Origin of the sequence: Cupriavidus sp. UGS-1 (genome assembly GCF_021213615.1) — a bacterium.
Classification (GTDB): domain Bacteria; phylum Pseudomonadota; class Gammaproteobacteria; order Burkholderiales; family Burkholderiaceae; genus Cupriavidus.
This window is the reverse complement of record NZ_JAJQJF010000002.1, coordinates 371,456-394,249: the sequence shown is the minus strand read 5'-3', so window position 1 is coordinate 394,249 and position 22,794 is coordinate 371,456. Positions and strand designations below refer to the sequence as shown.

The following is a 22,794-nucleotide window of genomic DNA, read 5'->3' as shown; positions in this document are numbered from 1 at the left end:
GCCGGCGGGGGGCGCCGGTCCGCGCGCGGGGTCGCGGCGATGGGGTTGATCGCTTCGGTGCTGGCGCTGTTCGGCTGCGACCAGCGCAAGGTCGATGAAGCGCTGAACAAGGCCGGCGACGCCGCGCGCTCGGCCTGGCAAACGATCCAGCCCGACAGCCAGCTGTTCAAGGGGATCGAGCCCGGCGTCTCCAGCGAGGACGACGTGCGCCGCCAGGCCGGCAAGCCCGAGATCGTGTGGGAAGAGGAGAACGGCGCGCGCCGCCTCGAGTATCCGCGCGGGCCCGAGGGCGCGACCACCTGGATGGTGACGATCGGCGCCGATGGCAAGGTCGGCGCGATCGAGCAGGTGCTGACCGCGGAGAACTTCCAGCGCGTGCGCGCCGGCATGAGCCAGGACAGCGTACGCCGCATGCTGGGCAAGCCGACGAAGATCGAAGCCTTCCGCCTGAAGCAGGAGACCGTGTGGGGCTACCGCTGGTGGGAGACCTCGCAGGACAAGGCCTTCTTCAACGTGCACTTCGGCACGGACGGGCTCGTCACGCATACCTCGCGCAGCGACGACCCGTCGAAGGTGCAGGGCGGCTGAACCAGGTCTGTCGCCCCCTCGCAGGCGGGGGCCCAGCGGCTTTCGACGAGCGCCTGGTCATGCACTGGGTCCCCGCCTGCGCGGGGACGGCAGCTCGATGCGCTGCTGCTCAGCGAATCCGCATGCCGGGCACCGCGCCCGCGTGCGGTTCGAGGATATAGAGGCCCGGCGCCGCCTTCTCGTCGGCCGCCGACGCGGCCAGCACCATGCCTTCGGACAGGCCGAACTTCATCTTGCGCGGCGCCAGGTTGGCGACCACCACGGTCAGCTTGCCGATCAGCTGTTCGGGCTGGTAGGCCGACTGGATGCCCGAGAACACGTTGCGGGTCTTGCCTTCGCCCAGGTCCAGCGTCAGCTGCAGCAGCTTGTTCGAGCCCTCGACCTTGCGGCATTCGACGATGCGCGCCACGCGCAGGTCGACCTTGGCGAAGTCGTCGATCGTGATGGTGTCGGCGATCGGCTCGATGCCTGCCGGCGCGGCATTGCCCGCCTCCGTGGCACCGGCACCGGCCGCGGGGGCGGACTGCAGCGAGTCGCGGTTGGCCGCCAGCAGCGCCTCGATCTGCTTGCCGTCGACCCGGGTCATCAGGTGCGAGTACGGCTTGATCGGGCTGGCGCTGCTCAGCTGGCGGTCGATCGCGCGCCAGTCCAGCGGCTCGATATTGAGGAAGGCCTCGACGCCGGCCGCGACGTTCGGCACCACCGGCTTCAGGTAGACGGTCAGCAGCCGGAACGCTTCCAGCGATACCGAGCAGGCCGCGTGCAGGGCGGCCCGCCTGGCCTCGTCCTTGGCCAGCTCCCACGGCTTCTCGGCATCGACGAAGGCGTTGACCGCGTCGGTCAGCTCCATCACCAGGCGCAGCGCCTTGCTGTATTCGCGCCCCTCGTACAGCTGCGCGATCTGCGGCGCCGCCTGGCGCAGCTGCTCGAGCAGCGGATGGGACAGCGCGGCGTCGTCGACGCGGCCGTCGAAGCGCTTGACCAGGAAGCCCGCGGCCCGGCTGGCGATGTTGACGTACTTGCCGATCAGATCGCTGTTGACCCGCGAGACGAAGTCGTCCAGGTTCAGGTCCAGGTCTTCCATGCTGGCGTTCAGCTTGGCGGCGAAGTAGTAGCGCAGCCATTCCGGATTCATGCCGGTGTCGATATAGCTCTGCGCGGTGATGAAGGTGCCGCGCGACTTGCTCATCTTGGCGCCGTCGACGGTCAGGAAGCCGTGCGCGAACACATTGGTCGGCGTCCGGTAGCCCGAGAAGCGCAGCATCGCCGGCCAGAACAGCGTGTGGAAGTACAGGATGTCCTTGCCGATGAAGTGGTATTGCTCGGCGGTCGAATGCGGGCCGACCCAGGCGTCGAAGTCGATGCCCTTGCGTTCGCACAGGTTCTTGAAGCTGGCGTAATAACCGATCGGCGCGTCCAGCCAGACGTAGAAGAACTTGCCCGGCGCGCCCGGGATCTCGAAGCCGAAGTAGGGCGCGTCGCGCGAGATGTCCCAGTCCGACAGCGTGGAGGCCTCGCCGTCGCTGCCCAGCCATTCCTGCATCTTGTTGCTGGCCTCGGGCTGGGCCAGGTCGGCCACCCACTCGCGCAGGAAGCTCTCGCAGCGCGGATCGGACAGCTTGAAGAAGTAGTGGGTCGAGGACTTGCGCACCGGCGTCGCGCCCGACACCACCGAGTACGGGTTCTTCAGGTCGGTCGGCACATAGGTAGTGCCGCAGACCTCGCAGGAATCGCCGTACTGGTCCTTGGCGCCGCACTTCGGGCATTCGCCCTTGATGAAGCGGTCCGGCAGGAACATGTTCTTGACCGGGTCGTAGAACTGCTCGACCTCGCGCTCGGCGATCAGGTCTTCGGCCTTCAGCGCCAGGTAGATCTTCTCGCACAGCAGCCGGTTCTCCTCGGAGTCGGTGCTGTAGTAGTTGTCGAACGAGACCAGGAAGCTGTCGAAGTCGCGCTTGTGCTCGTTCCAGACGCGGTCGATCAGCTGCTTCGGCGTGATGCCTTCCTTCTCCGCGCGCAGCATCACCGGCGTGCCGTGCGTATCGTCGGCGCCCACGTAGTAGACCTCGTTGCCCATCATGCGCTGGAAGCGGACCCAGATATCGGTCTGGATGTATTCCACCAGGTGGCCGATATGGATCTGGCCGTTGGCGTAAGGCAGGGCAGATGTGACGAGGATGCGACGTGCTGTCATGGGGAATGCCGGTCGGGAAGCGGTTGGATTTCGGTGCTGCGCCGCGCGGGCGGCGCCGGCGCGGAAAACCGCCATTCTAGCAAGCGGGGCTGGAGGCCACCGGCGGCGGAGCTTGCCTGGTCCGCGCAGCCAAAAAAAAGCGCCGGTCAGAGCCGGCGCAGCTTTCCACAACGGAAAAGGAGGAGAAATCAGGTACCGCCCGGGAGGTCAGCCACCCATCGCGAGCCAGCAACGGTGGCAAGCGGTACCTGTTTCTATGACTCCATCATCCTTGAATTGGTTTCAAAAAAATTTCGACCCGGCGATTTTGGGCCCGGCCGGCCTCGGTGGCATTGTCCGCAATGGGCTGGGACTGGCCCCGGCCCTCGGCGCTCAGGCGGTTGCGGGCGACGCCGCGGTCGCCGAGATAGCCGGCCACGCTCTGGGCGCGGCGCTGGGACAGCTGCATGTTGTAGGTCGGGTTGCCGGTGCTGTCGGTATGGCCGATCACCGTGGCGTTGACATCCTGATGCTGGCTCAGCGTCTGGGCGACCTGGTCCAGCACCGAGCGGAACGACGGCTTGATGGTGGCGCTGTCGGTATCGAAGGTCACCTGGCTCGGGATATTGACCTTCAGCGAGCCGTCCGGCTGCTCGGTGATCTGGGTGCCGGTGCCCGCGGTATCGCGGCTCAGCTTGCCCCGGATCGCATTCCAGTTGTAGCCCAGCGCACCGCCCGCGGCCGCGCCGACGGCGGCGCCGATCACGGTGCCCTTGGTATTGCCGCCGATCAGGTTGCCCAGGCCGGCGCCAACGGCGGCGCCCGCGCCGGTACCCACGGCGGTGTGCGTACCCTGTTCGGTCGCACAGCCGGCGGCCAGTGCGGCGACGATCGAAAGGCTGACGAGCTTGAGTTTCATGCTTTCTCCTTCTGTCGATTGTTGTGCTTCCACTGCGGCTGCCTGCGCCTCGGGTCGAGGCATTGTGACGCACTGGCCTAATTGCGCCAGCAGCCTCCAAAAAATGCAAGCACCAAGTGGCGTTGCAGGCAGCTTTGAGGCTCGGCCGAAGTCCCTGACCGGATCCCGGGCGAGCCGACGTATCGGGGCACTACAATAGGGAGATGCCGCCCCGTGCACAAGCGCGACGCTGTGAAAGTTGTAAGCGCGTGTAATCCCTTGTACATCGCAGGGGTAATCGAGGCCTTCCAGGCGATTGCCGGGCCGCGGGGCCACTCTTTGATACAGTACGCGCCTTCCCCCACATATCAAGTAGCGGAGATTGTCTTGAGCCTTACCGTTGACCAGGTTACCGAAGCCCTGCGTACCGTGATCGATCCCAACACGGGCAAGGATCTGGTGAGCACGCGCTCCGCCCGCAATATCCGTGTCGATGGCGGCGATGTCTCGCTCGACGTCGAACTCGGCTATCCGGCCAAGAGCCAGCTCGATCCGATCCGCAAGCTGGTGATCGCGGCGCTGCGCGCGCTGCCGGGCGTCACCAATGTCAGCGTGACGGTGACCATGCACATCGTCGCCCATGCGGTGCAGCGCGGCGTCAAGCTGCTGCCCGGCGTCAAGAACGTGATCGCGGTCGCCTCGGGCAAGGGCGGCGTCGGCAAGTCGACCACCGCCGTCAACCTGGCGCTGGCGCTGGCCGCCGAGGGCGCGCGGGTCGGCATGCTCGATGCCGACATCTACGGGCCGAGCCTGCCGATGATGCTGGGCATCGACGGCCGTCCCGAGTCCGCCGACGGCCAGACCATGGAGCCGCTCGAAGGCCACGGCCTGCAGGCCAACTCGATCGGCTTCCTGATCGAGCAGGACAACCCGATGGTCTGGCGCGGTCCGATGGTGACTTCGGCGCTGGAGCAGCTGTTGCGGCAGACCAACTGGCACGAGCTGGACTACCTGATCGTCGACATGCCGCCGGGCACCGGCGACATCCAGCTGACGCTGTCGCAGAAGGTGCCGGTCACCGGCGCGGTGATCGTCACCACGCCGCAGGACATCGCGCTGCTGGACGCGCGCAAGGGCCTGAAGATGTTCGAGAAGGTCGGCATCCCGATCCTGGGCATCGTCGAGAACATGGCGGTCTACTGCTGCCCGAACTGCGGCCACGTCGAGCACATCTTCGGCGAAGGCGGCGGCGAGCGGATGTGCGAGCAGTATGGCGTCGACCTGCTGGGCAGCCTGCCGCTGAACCTGTCGATCCGCCAGCAGGCCGATTCGGGCCGGCCCACCGTGGTGGCCGAGCCGGACAGCCCGATCGCCGAGCTCTATCGCGGCATCGCGCGCAAGGTGGCGATCAAGGTCGCCGACAAGGCGCGCGACATGACCAGCAAGTTCCCCAGCATCGTCGTGCAGAACACCTGACCATGGAACCGATGCAGTCCGAGGTCCCGGAGCCGGCCGGCAGCCGCCCCGCCGTCACGATGGCGGTGGTGATGCGCAAGGTCGCGCTGGCCAGCCGCTGGCAGCCCTGGAAATGGGAACTCGAAGCGGTGGTGCCCGACCTCGGCGCATTCGGCGCCGAGCCGCACTGCCTGCACGAGGACGACCAGGGCGCGCGCTGGCTCTATCCGGGCTATCCCGTCGAGCTGTTCCGCGACGAGGCCGAGGGCTACTATCTGAACCTGAGCTCCACGGCGCCGTGCTGGTTCGTGCTGTGGCGCATGGACGAGACCCAGCCCGAAGACGGGCGCCGGCCGCTGCCGGTGACCGTCTCGCTGTCGTACAACGAAGCCGGACGCTGGCTCGATGCCGGCGAGACCGTCGAGAACGTGCCGCTCGCGCCCGAACAGCTGGCCTGGCTGCAAGCCTATGTGGCCGAGCACTACCGGCCCGAGCCGAAGAAGCGCCGCCGGCCGGAGTCGTTCAAGTCGCCGCAGGACCGGGCGCGCTATTGAACACTCTGCTGAACGCGCTACTGAAATCCGCGGCGGGGATGCCGTTATCGGTATCCCCGCCGCCTGATCCCGCATCATGAGCGATTCGACCGAAACGTCCTTCCTGTCCCGCTGGTCGCGCCGCAAGGCCGCCGTGCGCGAGGGCAAGGCCGTGCCGGCGGCGCCGGCGCAGCCGGTCGCCGCGCCGGTAGCGCCGGTCACCGATCCGGCGAAGGCCGACGCGCCGGCCGCTGCCGTCGCCCCCGCGGCCGAAGCGCCACCCCTGCCGACCCTGGCCGACGTGGCGACGCTCAAGCCCGGCGACAGCGTCGCCCGCTTCGTCGCCCAGGGTGTCGACGAGACCGTCAAGCGCGCCGCGCTGAAGACGCTGTTCGCCGACCCGCACTTCAACGTGATGGACGGGCTCGACATCTATATCGACGACTACAGCAAGCCGGACCCGATTCCGCCCGACGTGCTGCGGCGCCTGCGCCAGTCCGAGACGCTGGGCCTGTTCGATCCGATCGAGCAAACGGAAGAGGCCGGCACCGCCGCCGCCGGCCAGCAGGCCGCGCCCGCCGACGCTCAAGACGCTCAAGACGCTCAAGACGCTCAAGCCCAGGCCGAATCGTCCGTTGATGTCCCGGAGGACGGCACCGCCGAGCCGGATGCCGCCGCGCAGGCCGCCACGGCCGAGAACGCCCAAGCCACCGCCGCGGTGCCTGATACCGGACCAGCTACGGACAAACCTGCGTAGCCCCGGCCCGGTATCGGGCCCTACAATGTCACTCTCCCACAAATCGCCGGCGCGGACCCGCTCGACAGAAGCGGACCGACAAGCCGGCCAGCTGTACCGACCATGCCGACGCTGATCTGCAATTGCAACGACACCATGCCGCTTGACGGGGCGGCACTGTCGGATGCCTCCAACCAGCCGGGCGCCGCCCCGCTGAAAGTCCACCGCCTGCTGTGCCGCCGCGAGGTCGGCGCCTTCACCGCCGCGCTCGACGGCACCGAAGACGTGATCGTCGCCTGCACGCAGGAACGCCCGCTGTTCACCGAACTGGCCGCGAAGACGCAGGCCGGCGGCGTCGTCACCGCGCCGGTGCGCTTCGTCAATATCCGCGAGACCGGAGGCTGGTCGCGCGGCGCCCACAAGGATCCGCGCACCGCCAACGCCAAGATCGCGGCACTGCTCGCCGCCGCGGCGCTGCCCGATCCGGACCCGGTGCCGGTGGTCGAGTACCGCTCTGCCGGCAGCGTGCTGGTGATCGGCCCGGCCGCGCGGGCGCTGCCCTGGGCCGACCGCCTCGGTGAGGCGGGCCTCGAGGTGACGGTGCTGTTGAACGCGGCCAGTGCCAGCGCACTGGACGGCGCGACGCCTCCGGCGATGCGTGACTACCCGGTCCACAGCGGCCGCCTCGACAAGCTGACCGGCTGGCTCGGCGCCTTCGAGGCCAGCTGGGAAACCGGCGCCGGCCGCGCCAATCCGATCGACCTGGACCTGTGCACCCGCTGCAATGCCTGCATCGAGGCTTGCCCCGAAGGCGCGATCGACTTCAGCTACCAGATCGACCTGAGCCGATGCACCGCGCACCGCGATTGCGTCAAGGCCTGCGGCGCGGCCGCGGCGATCGACTTTGACCGGCCCGCCGCCAACGTCAGCGAGCGCTTCGACCTGGTCTTCGACCTGAACGACAGCCCCTTCTTCGGCCGGCATGCGCCGCCGCAAGGCTATCTGCATGCCGGCGCCGAGCCGCTGCGGCAGCAGCAGATGGCGCTGACCGCGACGCAGCTGGTCGGCGAGTTCGAGAAGCCCAAGTTCTTCCAGTACAAGGAATCGCTGTGCGCGCACGGCCGCAACCGGACCACCGGCTGCTCGGCGTGTATCGACGTCTGCTCGGCTGAGGCGATCGGCTCGCGCTGGCAGGACGGCAAGGGCCGCATCGAGGTCGCGCCGAACCTGTGCGTCGGCTGCGGGGCGTGCACCACGGTCTGCCCGACCGGCGCGATCAGTTATGCGTATCCGAAGCCCGACCATCAGGGCCGGCGCCTGCGCACGCTGCTGTCGACCTACCGGCAGGCCGGCGGGCGCGATGCCGTGCTGCTGCTGCATGGGCAGGAGCATGGCGACCCGCGCATCCTGGCGCTCGGCCGCGAGGCGCGCGCGGGCCGCCTCGGCGGCATCGCGCCGAACGTGATTCCGGTTGGCCTGTTCCATCCGGCCTCGGTCGGCCTGGAGCTGTGGCTCGCGGCAATCGCCTGGGGTGCGGACCGCGTCGCGGTGATGCTGACCGGCGACGAGGCACCGCAATATCGGACCGCGCTGGCCGAGCAGAAGGCCGTGGCGCAGGCCATCCTCGCGGGCCTGGGCTATCGCGGCGAGTTCTTTACGCTGATCGACGCGCCCGATGCCGGCTCGCTCGATCGTGCGCTGGCGCGCCTGGCGCCGAATTTCTCGACAAAGAGCGCGCTGCCGCCGGCGGCCTTCCATGCCGCGGCGGCCAAGCGCGAGACGCTGGGCTTCGCGCTCGATCACCTGGCCGCGCATGCGCCGGTGCCGGCCCAGACCGTGCCGCTGCCGGCGGGTGCCCCGCTGGGCGCGGTGCAGGTCGACGCCGGCCGCTGCACCTTGTGCATGGCCTGCGTCGGCTCCTGTCCGTCGCAGGCGCTGCGCGACAACAGCGAGCGCCCGGTGCTGTCCTTCCTCGAGCGCAACTGCGTGCAGTGCGGCCTGTGCGAGCGGACCTGCCCGGAAGACGCCATCACGCTGGTGCCGCGCCTGCTGACCGGCGAGGGCGTGCGCCAGCCCGTCACGCTGCACGAGACCAGGCCCTTCCACTGCATCCGCTGCGCCAAGCCCTTCGGCACCGCGCAGATGGTCGAGGCGATGCTGGGACGCCTGGCCGGCCATCCGGCTTTCGCCGGCGCCGCCGCCGACCGCCTGAAGATGTGCAGCGACTGCCGGGTCGTCGACATGATCGAGAAGGACACCGGCGCCGCGACTGGCGCGACGCTGCAATAGTACGATCCGCCCGCGGCGCGCCCTCTCCCCCGGCCCCTCTCCCCCGGCCCTCTCCCGCGAGCGGGAGAGGGGAGCGAAAAGCAATCCGAGGGCGGCATGCCCTCTGCCCCCGCCCCTTTCCCGCGAGCGGGAGAGGCGAGTGAAAGACCATCCGACGGCGCATGCGGATGCATCCTCTCTCCCGCGGGCGGGAGAGGGGCAGGGGAGAGGGGCAGGGGAGAGGGCAGCTCCGCCGACGACACGCGCCAACGTTTCCAACACCGCCTACGATCCGACCCGCCGAACGATGAGCGATACCCGACCGATCCGCCTTACCGAATCCTCCGCCCCCGCGGACGAGGCCGAAGACACCGCCCGCGCCGACCTGTACGGCCTGCTGGCCACGCTGTTCTATCGCGCCCCCGACGCTGCGCTGCTGCACCATATCGCCGCCAATCGTGCGCATGCCGACGATGCCGGCAGCCCGCTGGGCCAGGCGTGGAATGCGCTGGGCGAAGCGGCGGCGGGCACCACCGAGGCGGAGGCGGCCGACGAATACCAGCAGCTGTTCGTCGGCATCGGCAAGCCCGACATCTTCCTGTACGGCTCGTACTACCAGACCGGCTTCCTGCACGAACGCCCGCTGGTGGCGGTGCGCGAGGACCTGGCACGCTACGGGCTCGAACGTCATGAAGGCGTCAGCGAACCCGAGGACCATATCGCGACGCTATGCGAGGTGATGCGCTTCCTGATCGCGGGCGACGATCTCGCGGTGTCGAACCTCGGCGAGCAGCAACGCTTCTTTGCGCGCCATCTGCAGCCGTGGGTCGAGTCGCTGTGCGATGCGGTGATCGCGCATCCGGGCGCGCGCTTCTATGCGCGCGCGGCGGAGTTGCTGAAGTCGTTCGCGGCCGTCGAGGCGGTCGCGATGGAGATGCATTGATGGCGCGCGGCGCTAAAGCGAATGGCTCAGGGAGCCGATAAACGCGAGTTGGCGTGCAGATCGAGATGTCGCGACGCGGGTCGCGCGGCGTGCAACGACATGTCTCAAGACATTTGATGCACAGCGCCATGATTACGGAAAATCAGGATAAACCCGCGGTCAGCATGGTCATTGCGTGCATATCGATCTACAATACGCAAAACAATGCATAACTAGATTGGTAATCGGTAAATATTACCGAGGAGCCCCCCATGAAAGAGAAGGAAACCCGGGTCGCACGTCGCCATTTCCTCGCGGGCGCTGGCGTCGTCGCTGCCGCCGCGGGTGCCGCGGCGCTGACCGCGCGCACGCCTGCCGCCCCCGCCGGTGCGATTCCCGCGCCGGAACCCACAGCTGCCGACAGCAACGGTTACCGTGTCTCTGAACACGTACGGAAGTATTACCGGACGACGCTGGTATAAGCCGCGCGATATGCCGGTCCGCCGTGATGCCCGTCATCCCGGCGCGGCCGTATCTCGCAGTATCGCCTTTACCCGCTTCGTACCTTTCCCGAGGTGACACATGATTCTGACCCGCAAGCACGCGGCCCAGGGCGGCGCCCCTGCGCAGCGCGTTGATCGACTCGCGTCCGCTCAGCCGGCCGCCGCTTCGTCCGCACGCCTGTCGGCACGACTGGCCACGAGCCTCGCCGGCGCGATGCCGACGATGGACCGCCGCAGCTTCCTGAAGCGCTCCGGCATTGGCGTCGGCGCGGGCCTCGCAGCCTCGCAGCTGACGCTGATCCGCAAGGCCGATGCGGCCGACGGCAAGGCCGCCGGCGACGGCAAGGGCGACATCGTCGTGCGCCGCACCGTGTGCGGCCATTGCTCGGTCGGCTGCGCGGTCGATGCCGTCGTGCAGAACGGCGTGTGGGTCCGCCAGGAGCCGGTGTTCGATTCGCCGATCAACATGGGCGCCCACTGCGCCAAGGGTGCGGCGCTGCGCGAGCACGGCCACGGCGAGTACCGCCTCAAATACCCGATGAAGCTCGTCAACGGCAAGTACCAGCGCATCAGCTGGGACCAGGCGGTGGACGAGATCACCGCGAAGATGAAGCAGATCCGCCAGGAGACCGGCCCGGATTCGATGTTCTTCATCGGCTCGTCCAAGCACAGCAACGAGCAGTCGTATCTGCTGCGCAAGTGGGTGTCGTTCTTCGGTACCAACAACACCGACCACCAGGCGCGCATCTGCCACTCGACCACCGTCGCGGGCGTGGCCAATACCTGGGGCTACGGTGCGATGACCAATTCGTACAACGATATGCAGAACGCCAAGGCGGCGTTGTATATCGGCTCGAACGCGGCCGAGGCGCACCCGGTGTCGATGCTGCATCTGCTGCATGCCAAGGAGAACGGCTGCAAGGTGATCGTGGTCGATCCGCGCTACACCCGTACCGCCGCCAAGGCCGAGCAGTACGTCCGCATCCGCTCGGGCACCGACATTCCGTTCCTGTTCGGCGTGCTGTACCACATCTTCAACAACGGCTGGGAAGACAAGGAGTACATCCGTCAGCGCGTCTATGGCATGGACAAGGTGCGCGAGGAAGTGCTGGCCAAGTGGACGCCGGACAAGGTGGAAGAGGCCTGCGGCGTGCCCGAGGAACAGGTCTACAAGGTCGCCGAGACCATGGCCAAGAACCGGCCCAGCACGCTGGTCTGGTGCATGGGCCAGACCCAGCACACGATCGGCAACGCGATGGTGCGCGCCTCCTGCATCGTGCAGCTGGCGCTGGGCAACATCGGCGTGTCGGGCGGCGGCGCCAACATCTTCCGCGGCCACGACAACGTGCAGGGCGCGACCGACGTCGGCCCGAACCCGGACTCGCTGCCGGGCTACTACGGCCTGGCCACGGGCGCGTGGAAGCACTACGCCGCGGTCTGGGGCGTCGACTACGAGTGGATCAAGTCGCAGTTCCCCTCGCAGGCGATGATGGAGAAGTCCGGCACCACGGTGTCGCGCTGGATCGATATCGTCACCGAGAAGAGCGACCTGATCGACCAGGACAACAACGTCCGCGGCGTGTTCTTCTGGGGCCATGCGCCGAACTCGCAGACGCGCGGCCTTGAAATGAAGAAGGCGCTCGACAAGCTGGACCTGCTGGTGGTGATCGACCCGTATCCGTCGGCCACCGCGGCGATGGCCAACATGCCGCCGGCCGAGGGCGACAAGGTCAATCCGAACCGCGCCGTTTATCTGCTGCCGGCCGCCACGCAGTTCGAGACCTCGGGCTCGTGCACGGCGTCGAACCGCTCGCTGCAATGGCGCGAGAAGGTCATCGAGCCGCTGTTCGAATCGATGCCCGACCACACGATCATGCAGGCCTTCGCCGACAAGCTGGGCTTCGGCAAGGAGCTGTCGCGCAACTACAAGATGATCGAGGTCAAGCGCGCCGGCCGTACCTGGATGGAGCCGGAGCCCGAGTCGATCCTGCGCGAGATCAACAAGTCGAACTGGACCATCGGCTACACCGGCCAGTCGCCGGAACGGCTGAAGGCGCATATGAAGAATATGCAGATGTTCGACGTCAAGACGCTGCGCTGCAAGGGCGGCAAGGACGCGGCCACCGGCTATGACCTGACCGGCGACTACTTCGGCCTGCCGTGGCCGTGCTACGGCACGCCGGAACTGAAGCACCCGGGCTCGCCGAACCTGTACGACACCACCCGGCACGTGATGGACGGCGGCGGCAACTTCCGCGCCAACTTCGGCGTCGAGCGCGACGGCGTCAACCTGCTGGCCGAGGACGGCTCGCATTCGGTGGGCGCGGAGATCACCACCGGCTATCCCGAGTTCGACCACGTGCTGCTGAAGAAGCTGGGCTGGTGGGACGACCTGACCGATGCCGAGAAGCAGGCGGCCGAGGGCAAGAACTGGAAGACCGACCTGTCGGGCGGCATTCAGCGCGTCGTGCTGAAGGTGCACGGCTGCCATCCGTTCGGCAACGCCAAGGCGCGCGCCGTCGTGTGGAACTTCCCGGATCCGATTCCGCAGCACCGCGAACCGCTGTACTCGACCCGTCCGGACATGGTCGCCAAGTATCCGACCCACGACGACAAGATGGCGTTCTGGCGCCTGCCGACGCTGTACAAGACCGTGCAGCAGCGCAACATCGAGAACAAGGTCCACGAGAAGTTCCCGATCATCCTGACCTCCGGCCGCCTGGTCGAATACGAGGGCGGTGGCGAGGAAACGCGTTCGAATCCGTGGCTGGCCGAGCTGCAGCAGGAGAACTTCGTCGAGATCAATCCGCGCGCGGCCTCCGCCCGCGGCATCCGCAACGGCGACTACTGCTGGGTCAAGACGCCGACCGGCGCCACGCTGAAGGTGCGCGCGCTGGTCACCGAGCGGGTCGGCCCGGATACCGCCTTCATCCCGTTCCACTTCTCGGGCTGGTGGCAGGGCAAGGACATGCTGGACTACTACCCGGACGGTGCGCATCCGATCGTGCGGGGCGAGGCGGTCAACACGGCGACCACCTATGGCTACGACGCGGTGACGATGATGCAGGAAACCAAGACGACGGTCTGCCAGATCGAGCGCTTCGCGTAAGGGGAACACAATGGCACGCATGAAATTCATCTGTGACGCCGAGCGCTGCATCGAGTGCAACAGCTGCGTCACCGCTTGCAAGAACGAGCACGAGGTACCGTGGGGCGTCAACCGGCGCCGCGTGGTGACGGTCAACGATGGCGTGCAGGGCGCGGAGAAATCGATCTCGGTGGCCTGCATGCACTGCTCGGACGCGCCCTGCATGGCGGTCTGCCCGGTCGACTGCTTCTACCGCACCGACGACGGCGTGGTGCTGCACGACAAGGACGTCTGCATCGGCTGCGGCTACTGCTCGTACGCATGCCCGTTCGGCGCGCCGCAGTTTCCGTCGACCGGCACCTTCGGCGTGCGCGGCAAGATGGACAAGTGCACGTTCTGCGCGGGTGGCCCGGAAGCCAACGGCAGCGAGGCCGAGTTCGAGAAGTACGGCCGCAACCGCCTGTCCGAAGGCAAGCTGCCGCTGTGCGCGGAAATGTGCTCGACCAAGGCGCTGCTCGGCGGCGACGGCGACGTGATTGCCGACATCCTGCGCAACCGCGTGATCAAGCGCGGCACCGGCGGCGATGTGTTCGGCTGGGGCACCGCCTACGGCACCAACGGCCAGGCCGCCCAGCGCGCTCCGGCCGCGCCGGCCGGCACTCCGGCTCCGGCCCAGCAGACGCCGGCCGGTCCGTCCACTCCCGCGGGGCAGGCATCATGAACAAGAGCAAGCTGATGTGGGTCGCGGCCGCCGCCGCGCTGATCGGGCTGGCGGGCTGCGGCGAGGAGCCGCAAACCGCCAGGCCAAGCCCGAAGAAGACCGACACCGCGGCCTGGAAGGGCGCGCCCGGCGATCCCTTCGTCGCCACTGGCTGGACGCAGGGCGACCAGACCAGCTGGCAGAAGCAGATTCGCCAGCGCAACCAGCTGCAGAACGAGTACACGCGCGTCCAATGAGCGAGGCGTGCATGGGCGGCCGCCGTTGCCGCCGACTTCAAGCCGATCCGAAGGAGGCCCTATGAGCGCCAAGCTGATTTCCGCGCTGGCCGGCAAGGCCCGTGCCGCCGCGGCAACGGCCGCGTGCGCGCTGGCGCTGGCCGTGCCGTTGGGCGCGGTGCAGGCGCAGACCACGCCGGCGCAGACGCCTGCACAGGCAGCCGCGCAGGGCCAAAGCCCCGCCGCGACGCCGGCGCCGGCGGAAGCCGACACCAACAATCCCGCGCTGCATCCGCAGCAGCCGTTCTCGGGCATCGCCTCGCAGAACATCTTCGACGTGCCCGAGCGCGACATTGCCGCCGAGGCGCGCGAGCAGCAGAGCCGCACGCGCACGCAGCCGGGCAACAACGCGCCGGTCTGGCGCGAGATCAATTCGGACCAGCGCCACTACAGCAGCCTGCCGGACAAGGAAGCCGGCGTGCTGATCCTGCGTACCGGCCAGGAATGGCGGCTGTTGCGCAACGGCGTGATCACGGTCTGGGGCGGCTGGCTGCTGGTGCTGGTACCGGCGGCGATCCTGGCCTTCTTCGTCTGGCGCGGCACCATTCCGCTGAAGTCGCAGCCGACCGGCCGCATGATCGAGCGCTTCACGCCGCTGGAGCGCATCGTCCACTGGACCATGGCGATCGCCTTCGTGGTGCTGGCGGTATCGGGCATCGTGATGCTGTTCGGCAAGCATTTCCTGCTGCCGATCATGGGCCACACGCTGTTCGGCTGGCTGACCTATCTGCTGAAGAACGTGCACAACATCGTCGGCCCGGTCTTCACGCTGTCGCTGATCGTCGGCTTCGTGATCTTCGTGCGCGACAACCTGCCGTCGCGCGACGACATCCGCTGGCTGACCAGCCTGGGCGGCATCGCCAGCGGCAAGCATGTGCCGAGCGGCCGCTTCAACGCCGGGGAGAAGGGCTGGTTCTGGGTCGGGGTGTTCCTGCTCGGTCTGCTGATCTCGGCCTCGGGCTTCGTGCTCGACAAGATCGTGCCGGGGCTGGACTACTACCGCACCACGATGCAGCTGGCCCATATCGTCCACTCGATCGCCGCGATCGTGATGATGGCGATGGCGTTCGGCCATATCTACATGGGCACGATCGGCATGGAAGGCGCCTATCGCGCGATGCGCGACGGCTATGTCGACGAGGCCTGGGCGAAGGAGCACCACGAGCACTGGTACGACGACGTCAAGTCCGGCAAGATCCCGGCCCAGCGTTCCACGCCTTCGCGCCGCCAGCCGGAACGGCGGCCCGCGCCCGGCGAGGCGTAAGCACCGTCGTTCCGCTGCCGTACGGACCAGGCCGGGATGAGCGCTACAATGCATGCTCGACATCACCGTGACAGGAGGTTCGGCATGAAGCGTATTCTTTTCGGTCTGGTGGCAAGCGGCGCGCTGGCAGCGTGTTCGCAGACGGGACCCATCGGGAAGATGATGGGCGGCGGTGCGACGGCCGAGCGAGCCGTGGCGCCGCTGACCGCCAAGAGCGGCACCAATACCCAGGGCACCGTGACCTTCACCCAGCATGGCGATCATGTGATGGTGCTGGCCGACGTGACCGGCCTGCCGCCGAATTCGGTGCACGGCTTCCACGTCCACGAGAAGGGCGACTGCTCGGCCCCCGATGCGATGAGCGCCGGCGGCCATTTCAACCCGACCGGGAAGCCGCACGGTTCCGTCAATACGCCGGACCATCATGTCGGCGACATGCCGAACCTGACCGCCGACGCCAATGGCCGCGCGCGCGCCAGCTTCCAGCTGACCAGCATGACCGTCGCGCCCGGCGCGAACAGCGTGGTCGGCCGTGCGGTGGTCGTGCACAAGGACCCCGACGACTACAAGACCCAGCCCACCGGCAATTCGGGCGGCCGCATCGCCTGCGGCGTGGTGGTCAAGTCCTGACCGGCGCGGCCGGCGCCGTGGCTCCGCCCTGACCAACCAGGCGGGCTCGCCATCGCGCCGGCCCCGTCCCGATGTTCCAGATTTCCACGTAACCATGTCCCTGCGTCCCGAACTGAGCCAAGCCGCCGTCCCGCTGATCGAGGAGGTCGAGGTGGTCGACGAGCAGGGCCGCGTGCGCGCCGCCTTCCTGCCCGGCGAACGGCCGCTGACGGTCTATCTGGACAAGCGCGAGCTGGTCACGCTGATGACGCTGGGCGGCGCCCCGGAGGCGCTGGTGCTCGGCTACCTGCGCAACCAGCGGCTGGTCGAGTCGATCGAGGACATCGCCGCGATCCAGGTCGACTGGGAGACCGAGTCGGCCGCGGTGACCACGCGCGGCGGTGTCGACCGCATCGAGGAGCGCACCGCGCGCAAGATCGTCACCACCGGCTGCGGCCAGGGCACGGTGTTCGGCTCGCTGCTCGACGAAGTCGACCAGATCCGGCTGCCCGACGACGCGGTGCTGGACCAGCAGACGCTCTACAGCATCGTCGACACGATCCGGCTGCAGCAGTCGGTCTACAAGCAGGCGGGCTCGGTCCATGGCTGCGCGCTGTTCCAGGGCCGCGAGCTGCTGATGTTCATCGAGGACGTGGGCCGCCACAACGCGGTCGACGCGATCGCCGGACGGATGTGGCTGGAAGGAATGGACGGCGCCGACAAGGTGTTCTACACCACCGGCCGCCTGACCTCGGAGATGGTCATCAAGGGCGCGCAGATGGGCATCCCGTTCCTGCTGTCGCGCTCGGGCGTCACGCAGATGGGCTATCAGATGGCGAAGCGCGTCAATATGACGCTGTTCGCGCGCTGCACCGGCAAGCATTTCCTGCTCTATACCGGCCGCCAGCGCTTCCGTCATAGCGAGCCGCAGGCCGCGGTGGCCTGAGGCCGGTCCAGTCCTGAAGTCCCATTGCCCGGCCTTGCCGGGCAGGCTGCGCTTTGGTTGTACAATGCGGCCCATTGCGCGCCATGCCGCCCGTTGCGGCGTTCCACTTCGCGGCGCTTCTTCCGTTCACCGCTACCTTATGAGCATCAAATCCGACAAGTGGATCCGCCGCATGGCGGAGCAGCATGGCATGATCGAGCCGTTCGAGCCGGGCCAGGTCAGGGAAACGGATGGCCGCAAGATCGTTTCCTATGGCACCTCGAGCTACGGCTACGACATCCGCTGCGCCGACGAATTCAAGATCTTCACCAACATCAACAGCACCATTGTCGACCCGAAGAACTTCGACGAGAAGTCGTTCGTCGACTTCAAGGGCGATGTCTGCATCATCCCGCCGAACTCGTTCGCGTTGGCCCGCACGGTCGAATATTTCCGCATCCCGCGCAGCGTGCTGACGATCTGCCTGGGCAAGAGCACCTATGCGCGCTGCGGCATCATCGTCAACGTGACGCCGTTCGAGCCCGAGTGGGAGGGCTACGTGACGCTGGAATTCTCGAACACCACGCCGCTGCCCGCGAAGATCTATGCCGGCGAGGGCTGCGCCCAGGTGCTGTTCTTCGAGAGCGACGAGGTCTGCGAGACCTCGTACCGCGACCGCGGCGGCAAATACCAGGGCCAGCACGGTGTCACGCTGCCGAAAACCTGATTGCCCTACAATGCGGGCCAATGGCGCTTGACGCTGCAAGACCACCGCACCGACCGCCATCACGGAACACCCAGAACCGGCGCAGCGGCCTGACCGCTTCGCCATGAATATCCGAGCCACATGTCCCCGCGCGCCGAACGCGGGCCATGTGGCTCAAGTCCTTTTGCCTCTCTCTCCTTTCCGCGAGGACGCCCGATGAAATTCCGCTTCCCCGTCATCATCATCGATGAAGACTTCCGCTCCGAGAACATCTCCGGCTCGGGCATCCGTGCGCTGGCCCAGGCCATCGAGGCCGAGGGCATGGAGGTGATGGGCCTGACCAGCTATGGCGACCTGACCTCGTTCGCGCAGCAGTCCAGCCGCGCTTCGTCCTTCATCGTGTCGATCGACGACGACGAATTCGCCAGCGGCGCCGACGAGCCCGAAGCGGCGGCGATCGAGAAGCTGCGCGCCTTCGTCACCGAGGTGCGCCGGCGCAACGCCAACCTGCCGATCTTCCTGTACGGCGAGACCCGTACCTCGCGCCATATCCCGAACGACATCCTGCGCGAGCTGCACGGCTTCATCCACATGTTCGAGGACACGCCCGAGTTCGTGGCCCGGCATATCATCCGCGAAGCCAAGGTCTATCTCGAGTCGCTGGCGCCGCCGTTCTTCAAGGCGCTGATCGACTACGCACAGGACAGTTCGTACTCGTGGCACTGCCCGGGCCACTCGGGCGGCGTCGCCTTCCTGAAGAGCCCGGTCGGCCAGGTGTTCCACCAGTTCTTCGGCGAGAACATGCTGCGCGCCGACGTCTGCAATGCGGTCGACGAACTGGGCCAGCTGCTGGACCACACCGGGCCGGTCGCGGCCTCCGAGCGCAATGCCGCGCGGATCTTCAACTCCGACCACATGTTCTTCGTCACCAACGGCACGTCGACGTCGAACAAGATGGTCTGGCATGCCAACGTGGCGCCCGGCGACATCGTGGTGGTCGACCGCAACTGCCACAAGTCGATCCTGCACGCGATCATGATGACCGGCGCGATCCCGGTGTTCCTGATGCCGACGCGCAACCACTACGGCATCATCGGCCCGATCCCGAAGAGCGAGTTCGACCCGGAGACCATCCGCAGGAAGATCGCCGCGCACCCGTTCGCCAGCCAGGCGAAGAACCAGAAGCCGCGCATCCTGACGATCACGCAGGGCACCTACGACGGCGTGCTGTACAACGCCGAGCAGATCAAGGAGATGCTGGCCGCCGAGATCGACACGCTGCATTTCGACGAGGCCTGGCTGCCGCACGCGGCGTTCCACGACTTCTATCGCAACATGCACGCGATCGGGCGCGATCGTCCGCGCAGCAAGGACGCGCTGGTGTTCGCCACGCAGTCGACCCACAAGCTGCTGGCGGGGCTGTCGCAGGCCTCGCAGATCCTCGTGCAGGACTCCGAGACGCGCAAGCTGGACCGGTACCGCTTCAACGAGGCGTACCTGATGCATACGTCGACGAGCCCGCAGTATTCGATCATCGCCTCGTGCGACGTGGCCGCGGCGATGATGGAAGCGCCCGGCGGCACCGCGCTGGTCGAGGAGAGCATCCAGGAGGCGCTGGACTTCCGCCGCGCGATGCGCAAGGTCGAGGGGGACTACGACGCCGGCAACAACGGCGACTGGTGGTTCAAGGTCTGGGGCCCGGAAGACCTGAACGAGGACGGCATCGGCGACCGCGAGGACTGGATGCTGAAGGCCAACGACCGCTGGCACGGCTTCGGCGACCTGGCCGACGGCTTCAACCTGCTCGACCCGATCAAGGCCACGATCATCACGCCGGGGCTCGACGTCGACGGCGAGTTCAGCGAACGCGGCATTCCGGCGGCGATCGTCACCAAGTACCTGGCCGAACACGGCATCATCATCGAGAAGACGGGCCTGTACTCGTTCTTCATCATGTTCACCATCGGCATCACCAAGGGCCGCTGGAACTCGCTGGTGACCGAGCTGCAGCAGTTCAAGGACGACTACGACCAGAACCAGCCGCTGTGGCGGGTGCTGCCGGAATTCGTCGCGCGCTTCCCGCAGTACGAGCGGATGGGCCTGCGCGACCTGTGCGACGCGATCCATAGCGTCTACAAGGCCAACGACGTCGCGCGCGTGACCACCGAGATGTATCTGTCGGACATGGAGCCGGCGATGAAGCCGTCGGATGCCTGGGCGATGATGGCGCACCGCGAGATCGAGCGGGTGCCGGTCGACGACCTCGAGGGCCGCGTCACCGCGATCCTGCTGACGCCGTACCCGCCGGGCATTCCGCTGCTGATCCCCGGCGAGCGCTTCAACCGGACCATCGTCCAGTACCTGAAGTTCGCGCGCGAGTTCAACCAGCTGTTCCCGGGCTTCGAGACCGATATCCACGGCCTGGTGGCCGAGGAGATCGACGGCAAGCGCGTGTACTTCGTCGATTGCGTGAAGCAGACGGCTTGACGGCGGCGGCACGGTAAAGCAAAACGGCCGGCATCAACGGATGCCGGCCGTTTTGCTTGATGCCGTCGTTCGAGCGTGGCCGGCTCGAACGATCCCGTCTCGAAACTACTTCTTCTCGAACTCGAACACCGGGGCCGATGGGCCGCTGTCGCTGGACTGGCCCGGCGCGCTCGGCGTCTCGAGCTGCGCGCCGCCCGGCAGCGTTGGCGCTTCCGGTGCCTCCGACGGTCCGGACGGCGCCGTGCCGCCTGGCGCCGGCTGCGTGGTGGTGCCGAAGTCGATGTCCAGGCTGCGCGTGATGCTGCGGTCCTGGGCCTTCGTCTTGTCGGTGGTCACCAGGCCCGGGAAAATGATGATCAGCGACACCATGATCAGCTGGATCACCACGAACGGCACCGAACCCCAGTAGATGTCCGAGGTCTTGACCGAGCGCGGCGCGACCGAGCGCAGGTAGAACAGCGAGAAGCCGAACGGCGGGTGCATGAACGAAGTCTGCATGTTGACCGCCAGCAGCACGCCGAACCAGATCAGGTCGATGCCCAGCTTGTCGGCGACCGGGCCGACCAGCGGCACCAGGATGAAGGCCAGCTCGAAGAAGTCCAGGAAGAAGGCCAGCAGGAAGAACAGCACGTTGACCGCGATCAGGAAGCCGGTCTGGCCGCCGGGCAGCGCCGTCAGCAGATGCTCGACCCACAGGTGGCCGTCGACGCCGTAGAAGGTCAGCGAGAACACCCGCGCGCCGATCAGGATGAAGATCACGAAGGCCGACAGTTTCAGCGTCGACTCCATCGCCTGCTTGGTCAGGCCCAGGTTCAGCCGGCCCTTGATCAGCGCCAGCACCAGCGCGCCGAGCGCGCCCATGCCGCCGCCCTCGGTTGGCGTCGCCACGCCGATGAAGATCGTGCCCAGCACCAGGAAGATCAGCGCCAGCGGCGGGATCAGCACGAAGGTCACCTTCTCGGCCATCTGCGACAGCAGATTGAGCTTGAGCACGCGGTTGATCACGGCCAGCACGAAGGCGAACGAGATCGCCGCGCCGATCGACACCACCAGCCGCTCGTCCAGCGGACCGCCGGGGTTGTAGTTCAGGTCGACCACCACGCCGACCACTACGGCCAGCGCGGTCAGCACCAGCACCGAGGTCGAGCCGCTCTTGCCGCTGGGCTCGCGGAAGGTGCGCGCTTCCAGCGGCAGCGCCGGGGCGGCGGCGGGCTTGAACAGCGTGACCAGCAGCACATAGCCCATGTACAGGCCGGTCAGCACCATGCCGGGCACGAAGGCGCCCTTGTACATGTCGCCGACCGAGCGGCCCAGCTGGTCGGCCAGCACGATCAGCACCAGCGACGGCGGGATGATCTGCGCCAGCGTGCCCGACGCGGCAATCACGCCGGTGGCCAGCCGCTTGTCGTAGTTGTACTTGAGCATCAGCGGCAGCGAGATCAGCCCCATCGAGATCACCGAGGCCGCCACCACGCCGGTGGTCGCCGCCAGCAGCGCGCCGACGAAGATCACCGCGTAGGCCAGGCCCCCGCGGATCGGGCCGAACAGCTGGCCGATGGTATCGAGCAGGTCCTCGGCCATGCCGGACCGCTCCAGTATCAGCCCCATGAAGGTGAAGAACGGAATCGCCAGCAGCGTGTCGTTCTCGATGATGCCGAACAGCCGGCTCGGCAAGGCCTGCAGCAGCTCCGGCGGAAGCAGGCCCAGCTCGATGCCGATGAAGGCGAACAGCAGGCCGTTGGCGGCCAGCGCGAAGGCGATCGGGAAGCCCGACAGCAGGAAGACCACCAGGGAGCCGAACATGATCGGCGCCATGTTGTCGATCAGGAATTGCGTCATCGCGGTCCTCGCTTACGGGGTTGCCGGGGGACCGCTACGGCCGCCATCGGTCAGCGCGGCGGCGTTTTCCGCGGGGCTGTGGCCGTGCTTGCGGAACGCTTCGAACGGCAGGTCGCCCTTCAGATAGGCAAAGCGCTTGATCAGCTCGGACAGGCCTTGCAGGTTCAGCAGCGCGAAGCCCGCGACGATCAGGAACTTGGCCGGCCAGCGGATCAGGCCGCCGGCGTTGCCCGACATCTCTTGCCCGGCATAGGACAGCCAGAAGTAGGGGATCGACAGCCACAGGATGATCAGCGAGATCGGCAGCAGGAACAGCAGGATGCCGAAGATGTCGATCCAGACTTGCGTGCGCTCCGAGAAGCGTCCGGCAATCACGTCGATGCGGACATGCTCGTCCTTGCGCAGGGTGTACGGCGCGCCGAGCAGGAACACGCCGGCGAACATGTACCACTGCAGTTCGAGCCAGGCGTTGGAGCTGATGCTGAAGGTGTAGCGAATGATGGCGTTGCCCGCGCAGACCAGTACGGCCAGCAGGATCAGCCATTTCGCCCACCTCCCGATGGCATCGTTCACGGCGTCGATAAGCCGTGAGATCCTCATGAGGAGAGACATGTGAACGTCCTAGGGATGGGGAAAAACCGGGGTGGCGCGTCAGTTTACGGTTGAACGCCACGGCAAATCGCTAGGGTTAATCCCCAATTCGTCACATTGTCTGCGTTGTCTGACCCGGAAGCGGGCCGGTGGAGGAGGGCGGCGGGAGGAGGGATTCCCCACCTCGGTGGGGGAGCGTCCCCGTGGAGAACG

General features: G+C 67.2%; 19 protein-coding genes. 15 read left to right on the top strand and 4 right to left on the bottom strand.

The window, feature by feature from the left end; translation table 11 throughout:
- Positions 1-39 precede the first annotated feature (39 nt).
- Positions 40-588 carry a hypothetical protein gene (locus LRR16_RS04330; protein ID WP_006578135.1) on the top strand — a complete coding sequence of 183 codons (549 nt, stop codon included), beginning with the start codon at positions 40-42 and terminating at the stop codon, positions 586-588.
- 109 nt (positions 589-697) lie between these two features.
- Here the strand turns inward: LRR16_RS04330 and metG are convergent, their stop codons facing one another.
- Complete coding sequence (metG, locus tag LRR16_RS04325; protein ID WP_232204893.1) at positions 698-2,782, bottom strand: methionine--tRNA ligase; 2,085 nt, start codon at positions 2,780-2,782, stop codon at positions 698-700.
- A 265-nt stretch (positions 2,783-3,047) separates the two neighbouring features.
- Positions 3,048-3,680 (bottom strand): OmpA family protein, encoded by a 633-nt coding sequence (locus LRR16_RS04320; protein WP_023263915.1) that lies wholly within the window; start codon positions 3,678-3,680, stop codon positions 3,048-3,050.
- Between the two features lie 366 nt (positions 3,681-4,046).
- Between LRR16_RS04320 and apbC the strand changes: the two genes are divergently transcribed.
- The 14 genes from apbC to LRR16_RS04250 all read left to right on the top strand — a co-directional run bounded on the left by apbC (position 4,047) and on the right by LRR16_RS04250 (position 20,151).
- Complete coding sequence (gene apbC / locus LRR16_RS04315; protein WP_006578138.1) at positions 4,047-5,135, top strand: iron-sulfur cluster carrier protein ApbC; 1,089 nt, start codon at positions 4,047-4,049, stop codon at positions 5,133-5,135.
- 11 nt (positions 5,136-5,146) lie between these two features.
- Entirely contained in the window at positions 5,147-5,668 is a 522-nt protein-coding gene (locus LRR16_RS04310) for a DUF3305 domain-containing protein (protein ID WP_043438296.1), read from the top strand.
- Between the two features lie 76 nt (positions 5,669-5,744).
- Positions 5,745-6,404, top strand: coding sequence for a DUF3306 domain-containing protein (locus tag LRR16_RS04305; RefSeq protein ID WP_232204892.1), 660 nt, complete (start codon positions 5,745-5,747; stop codon positions 6,402-6,404).
- A gap of 102 nt (positions 6,405-6,506) precedes the next feature.
- The gene (locus LRR16_RS04300) at positions 6,507-8,672 is read left to right on the top strand and encodes a 4Fe-4S binding protein (RefSeq protein ID WP_232204891.1); all 2,166 of its coding nucleotides are present in this window, start codon (positions 6,507-6,509) and stop codon (positions 8,670-8,672) included.
- A gap of 286 nt (positions 8,673-8,958) precedes the next feature.
- Positions 8,959-9,594 carry a molecular chaperone gene (locus tag LRR16_RS04295; RefSeq protein WP_232204890.1) on the top strand — a complete coding sequence of 212 codons (636 nt, stop codon included), beginning with the start codon at positions 8,959-8,961 and terminating at the stop codon, positions 9,592-9,594.
- 251 nt (positions 9,595-9,845) lie between these two features.
- Positions 9,846-10,055, top strand: coding sequence for a hypothetical protein (locus LRR16_RS04290; RefSeq protein WP_006579351.1), 210 nt, complete (start codon positions 9,846-9,848; stop codon positions 10,053-10,055).
- Between the two features lie 100 nt (positions 10,056-10,155).
- On the top strand, positions 10,156-13,185 hold the full coding sequence (locus LRR16_RS04285; protein WP_232204889.1) for a molybdopterin-dependent oxidoreductase: 3,030 nt from the start codon (positions 10,156-10,158) through the stop codon (positions 13,183-13,185).
- A gap of 10 nt (positions 13,186-13,195) precedes the next feature.
- On the top strand, positions 13,196-13,885 hold the full coding sequence (gene fdh3B / locus LRR16_RS04280; RefSeq protein ID WP_064572710.1) for a formate dehydrogenase FDH3 subunit beta: 690 nt from the start codon (positions 13,196-13,198) through the stop codon (positions 13,883-13,885).
- On the top strand, positions 13,882-14,121 hold the full coding sequence (locus LRR16_RS04275; protein ID WP_232204888.1) for a hypothetical protein: 240 nt from the start codon (positions 13,882-13,884) through the stop codon (positions 14,119-14,121). The genes fdh3B and LRR16_RS04275 overlap by 4 nt, the downstream gene beginning before the upstream one ends.
- Before the next feature lie 61 nt (positions 14,122-14,182).
- Positions 14,183-15,424: a formate dehydrogenase subunit gamma gene (locus tag LRR16_RS04270; protein ID WP_232204887.1), complete on the top strand. Its 1,242-nt coding sequence runs from the start codon at positions 14,183-14,185 to the stop codon at positions 15,422-15,424.
- Positions 15,425-15,508: 84 nt separating this feature from the next.
- Positions 15,509-16,054 carry a superoxide dismutase family protein gene (locus LRR16_RS04265; protein ID WP_006578443.1) on the top strand — a complete coding sequence of 182 codons (546 nt, stop codon included), beginning with the start codon at positions 15,509-15,511 and terminating at the stop codon, positions 16,052-16,054.
- Positions 16,055-16,148: 94 nt separating this feature from the next.
- The gene (locus tag LRR16_RS04260; protein ID WP_064572716.1) at positions 16,149-16,979 is read left to right on the top strand and encodes a formate dehydrogenase accessory sulfurtransferase FdhD; all 831 of its coding nucleotides are present in this window, start codon (positions 16,149-16,151) and stop codon (positions 16,977-16,979) included.
- A gap of 139 nt (positions 16,980-17,118) precedes the next feature.
- Complete coding sequence (dcd, locus tag LRR16_RS04255) at positions 17,119-17,685, top strand: dCTP deaminase (RefSeq protein WP_006578441.1); 567 nt, start codon at positions 17,119-17,121, stop codon at positions 17,683-17,685.
- 195 nt (positions 17,686-17,880) lie between these two features.
- Positions 17,881-20,151, top strand: coding sequence for an arginine/lysine/ornithine decarboxylase (locus tag LRR16_RS04250; protein WP_006578440.1), 2,271 nt, complete (start codon positions 17,881-17,883; stop codon positions 20,149-20,151).
- A 105-nt stretch (positions 20,152-20,256) separates the two neighbouring features.
- Here the strand turns inward: LRR16_RS04250 and LRR16_RS04245 are convergent, their stop codons facing one another.
- Together LRR16_RS04245 and LRR16_RS04240 are read right to left on the bottom strand one after the other, a co-directional pair.
- Positions 20,257-21,990, bottom strand: coding sequence for a TRAP transporter large permease subunit (locus tag LRR16_RS04245; RefSeq protein WP_232204886.1), 1,734 nt, complete (start codon positions 21,988-21,990; stop codon positions 20,257-20,259).
- A 12-nt stretch (positions 21,991-22,002) separates the two neighbouring features.
- Positions 22,003-22,602, bottom strand: a complete 600-nt coding sequence (locus tag LRR16_RS04240) for a TRAP transporter small permease subunit (RefSeq protein ID WP_232204885.1) — start codon at positions 22,600-22,602, stop codon at positions 22,003-22,005.
- Positions 22,603-22,794 lie beyond the last annotated feature (192 nt).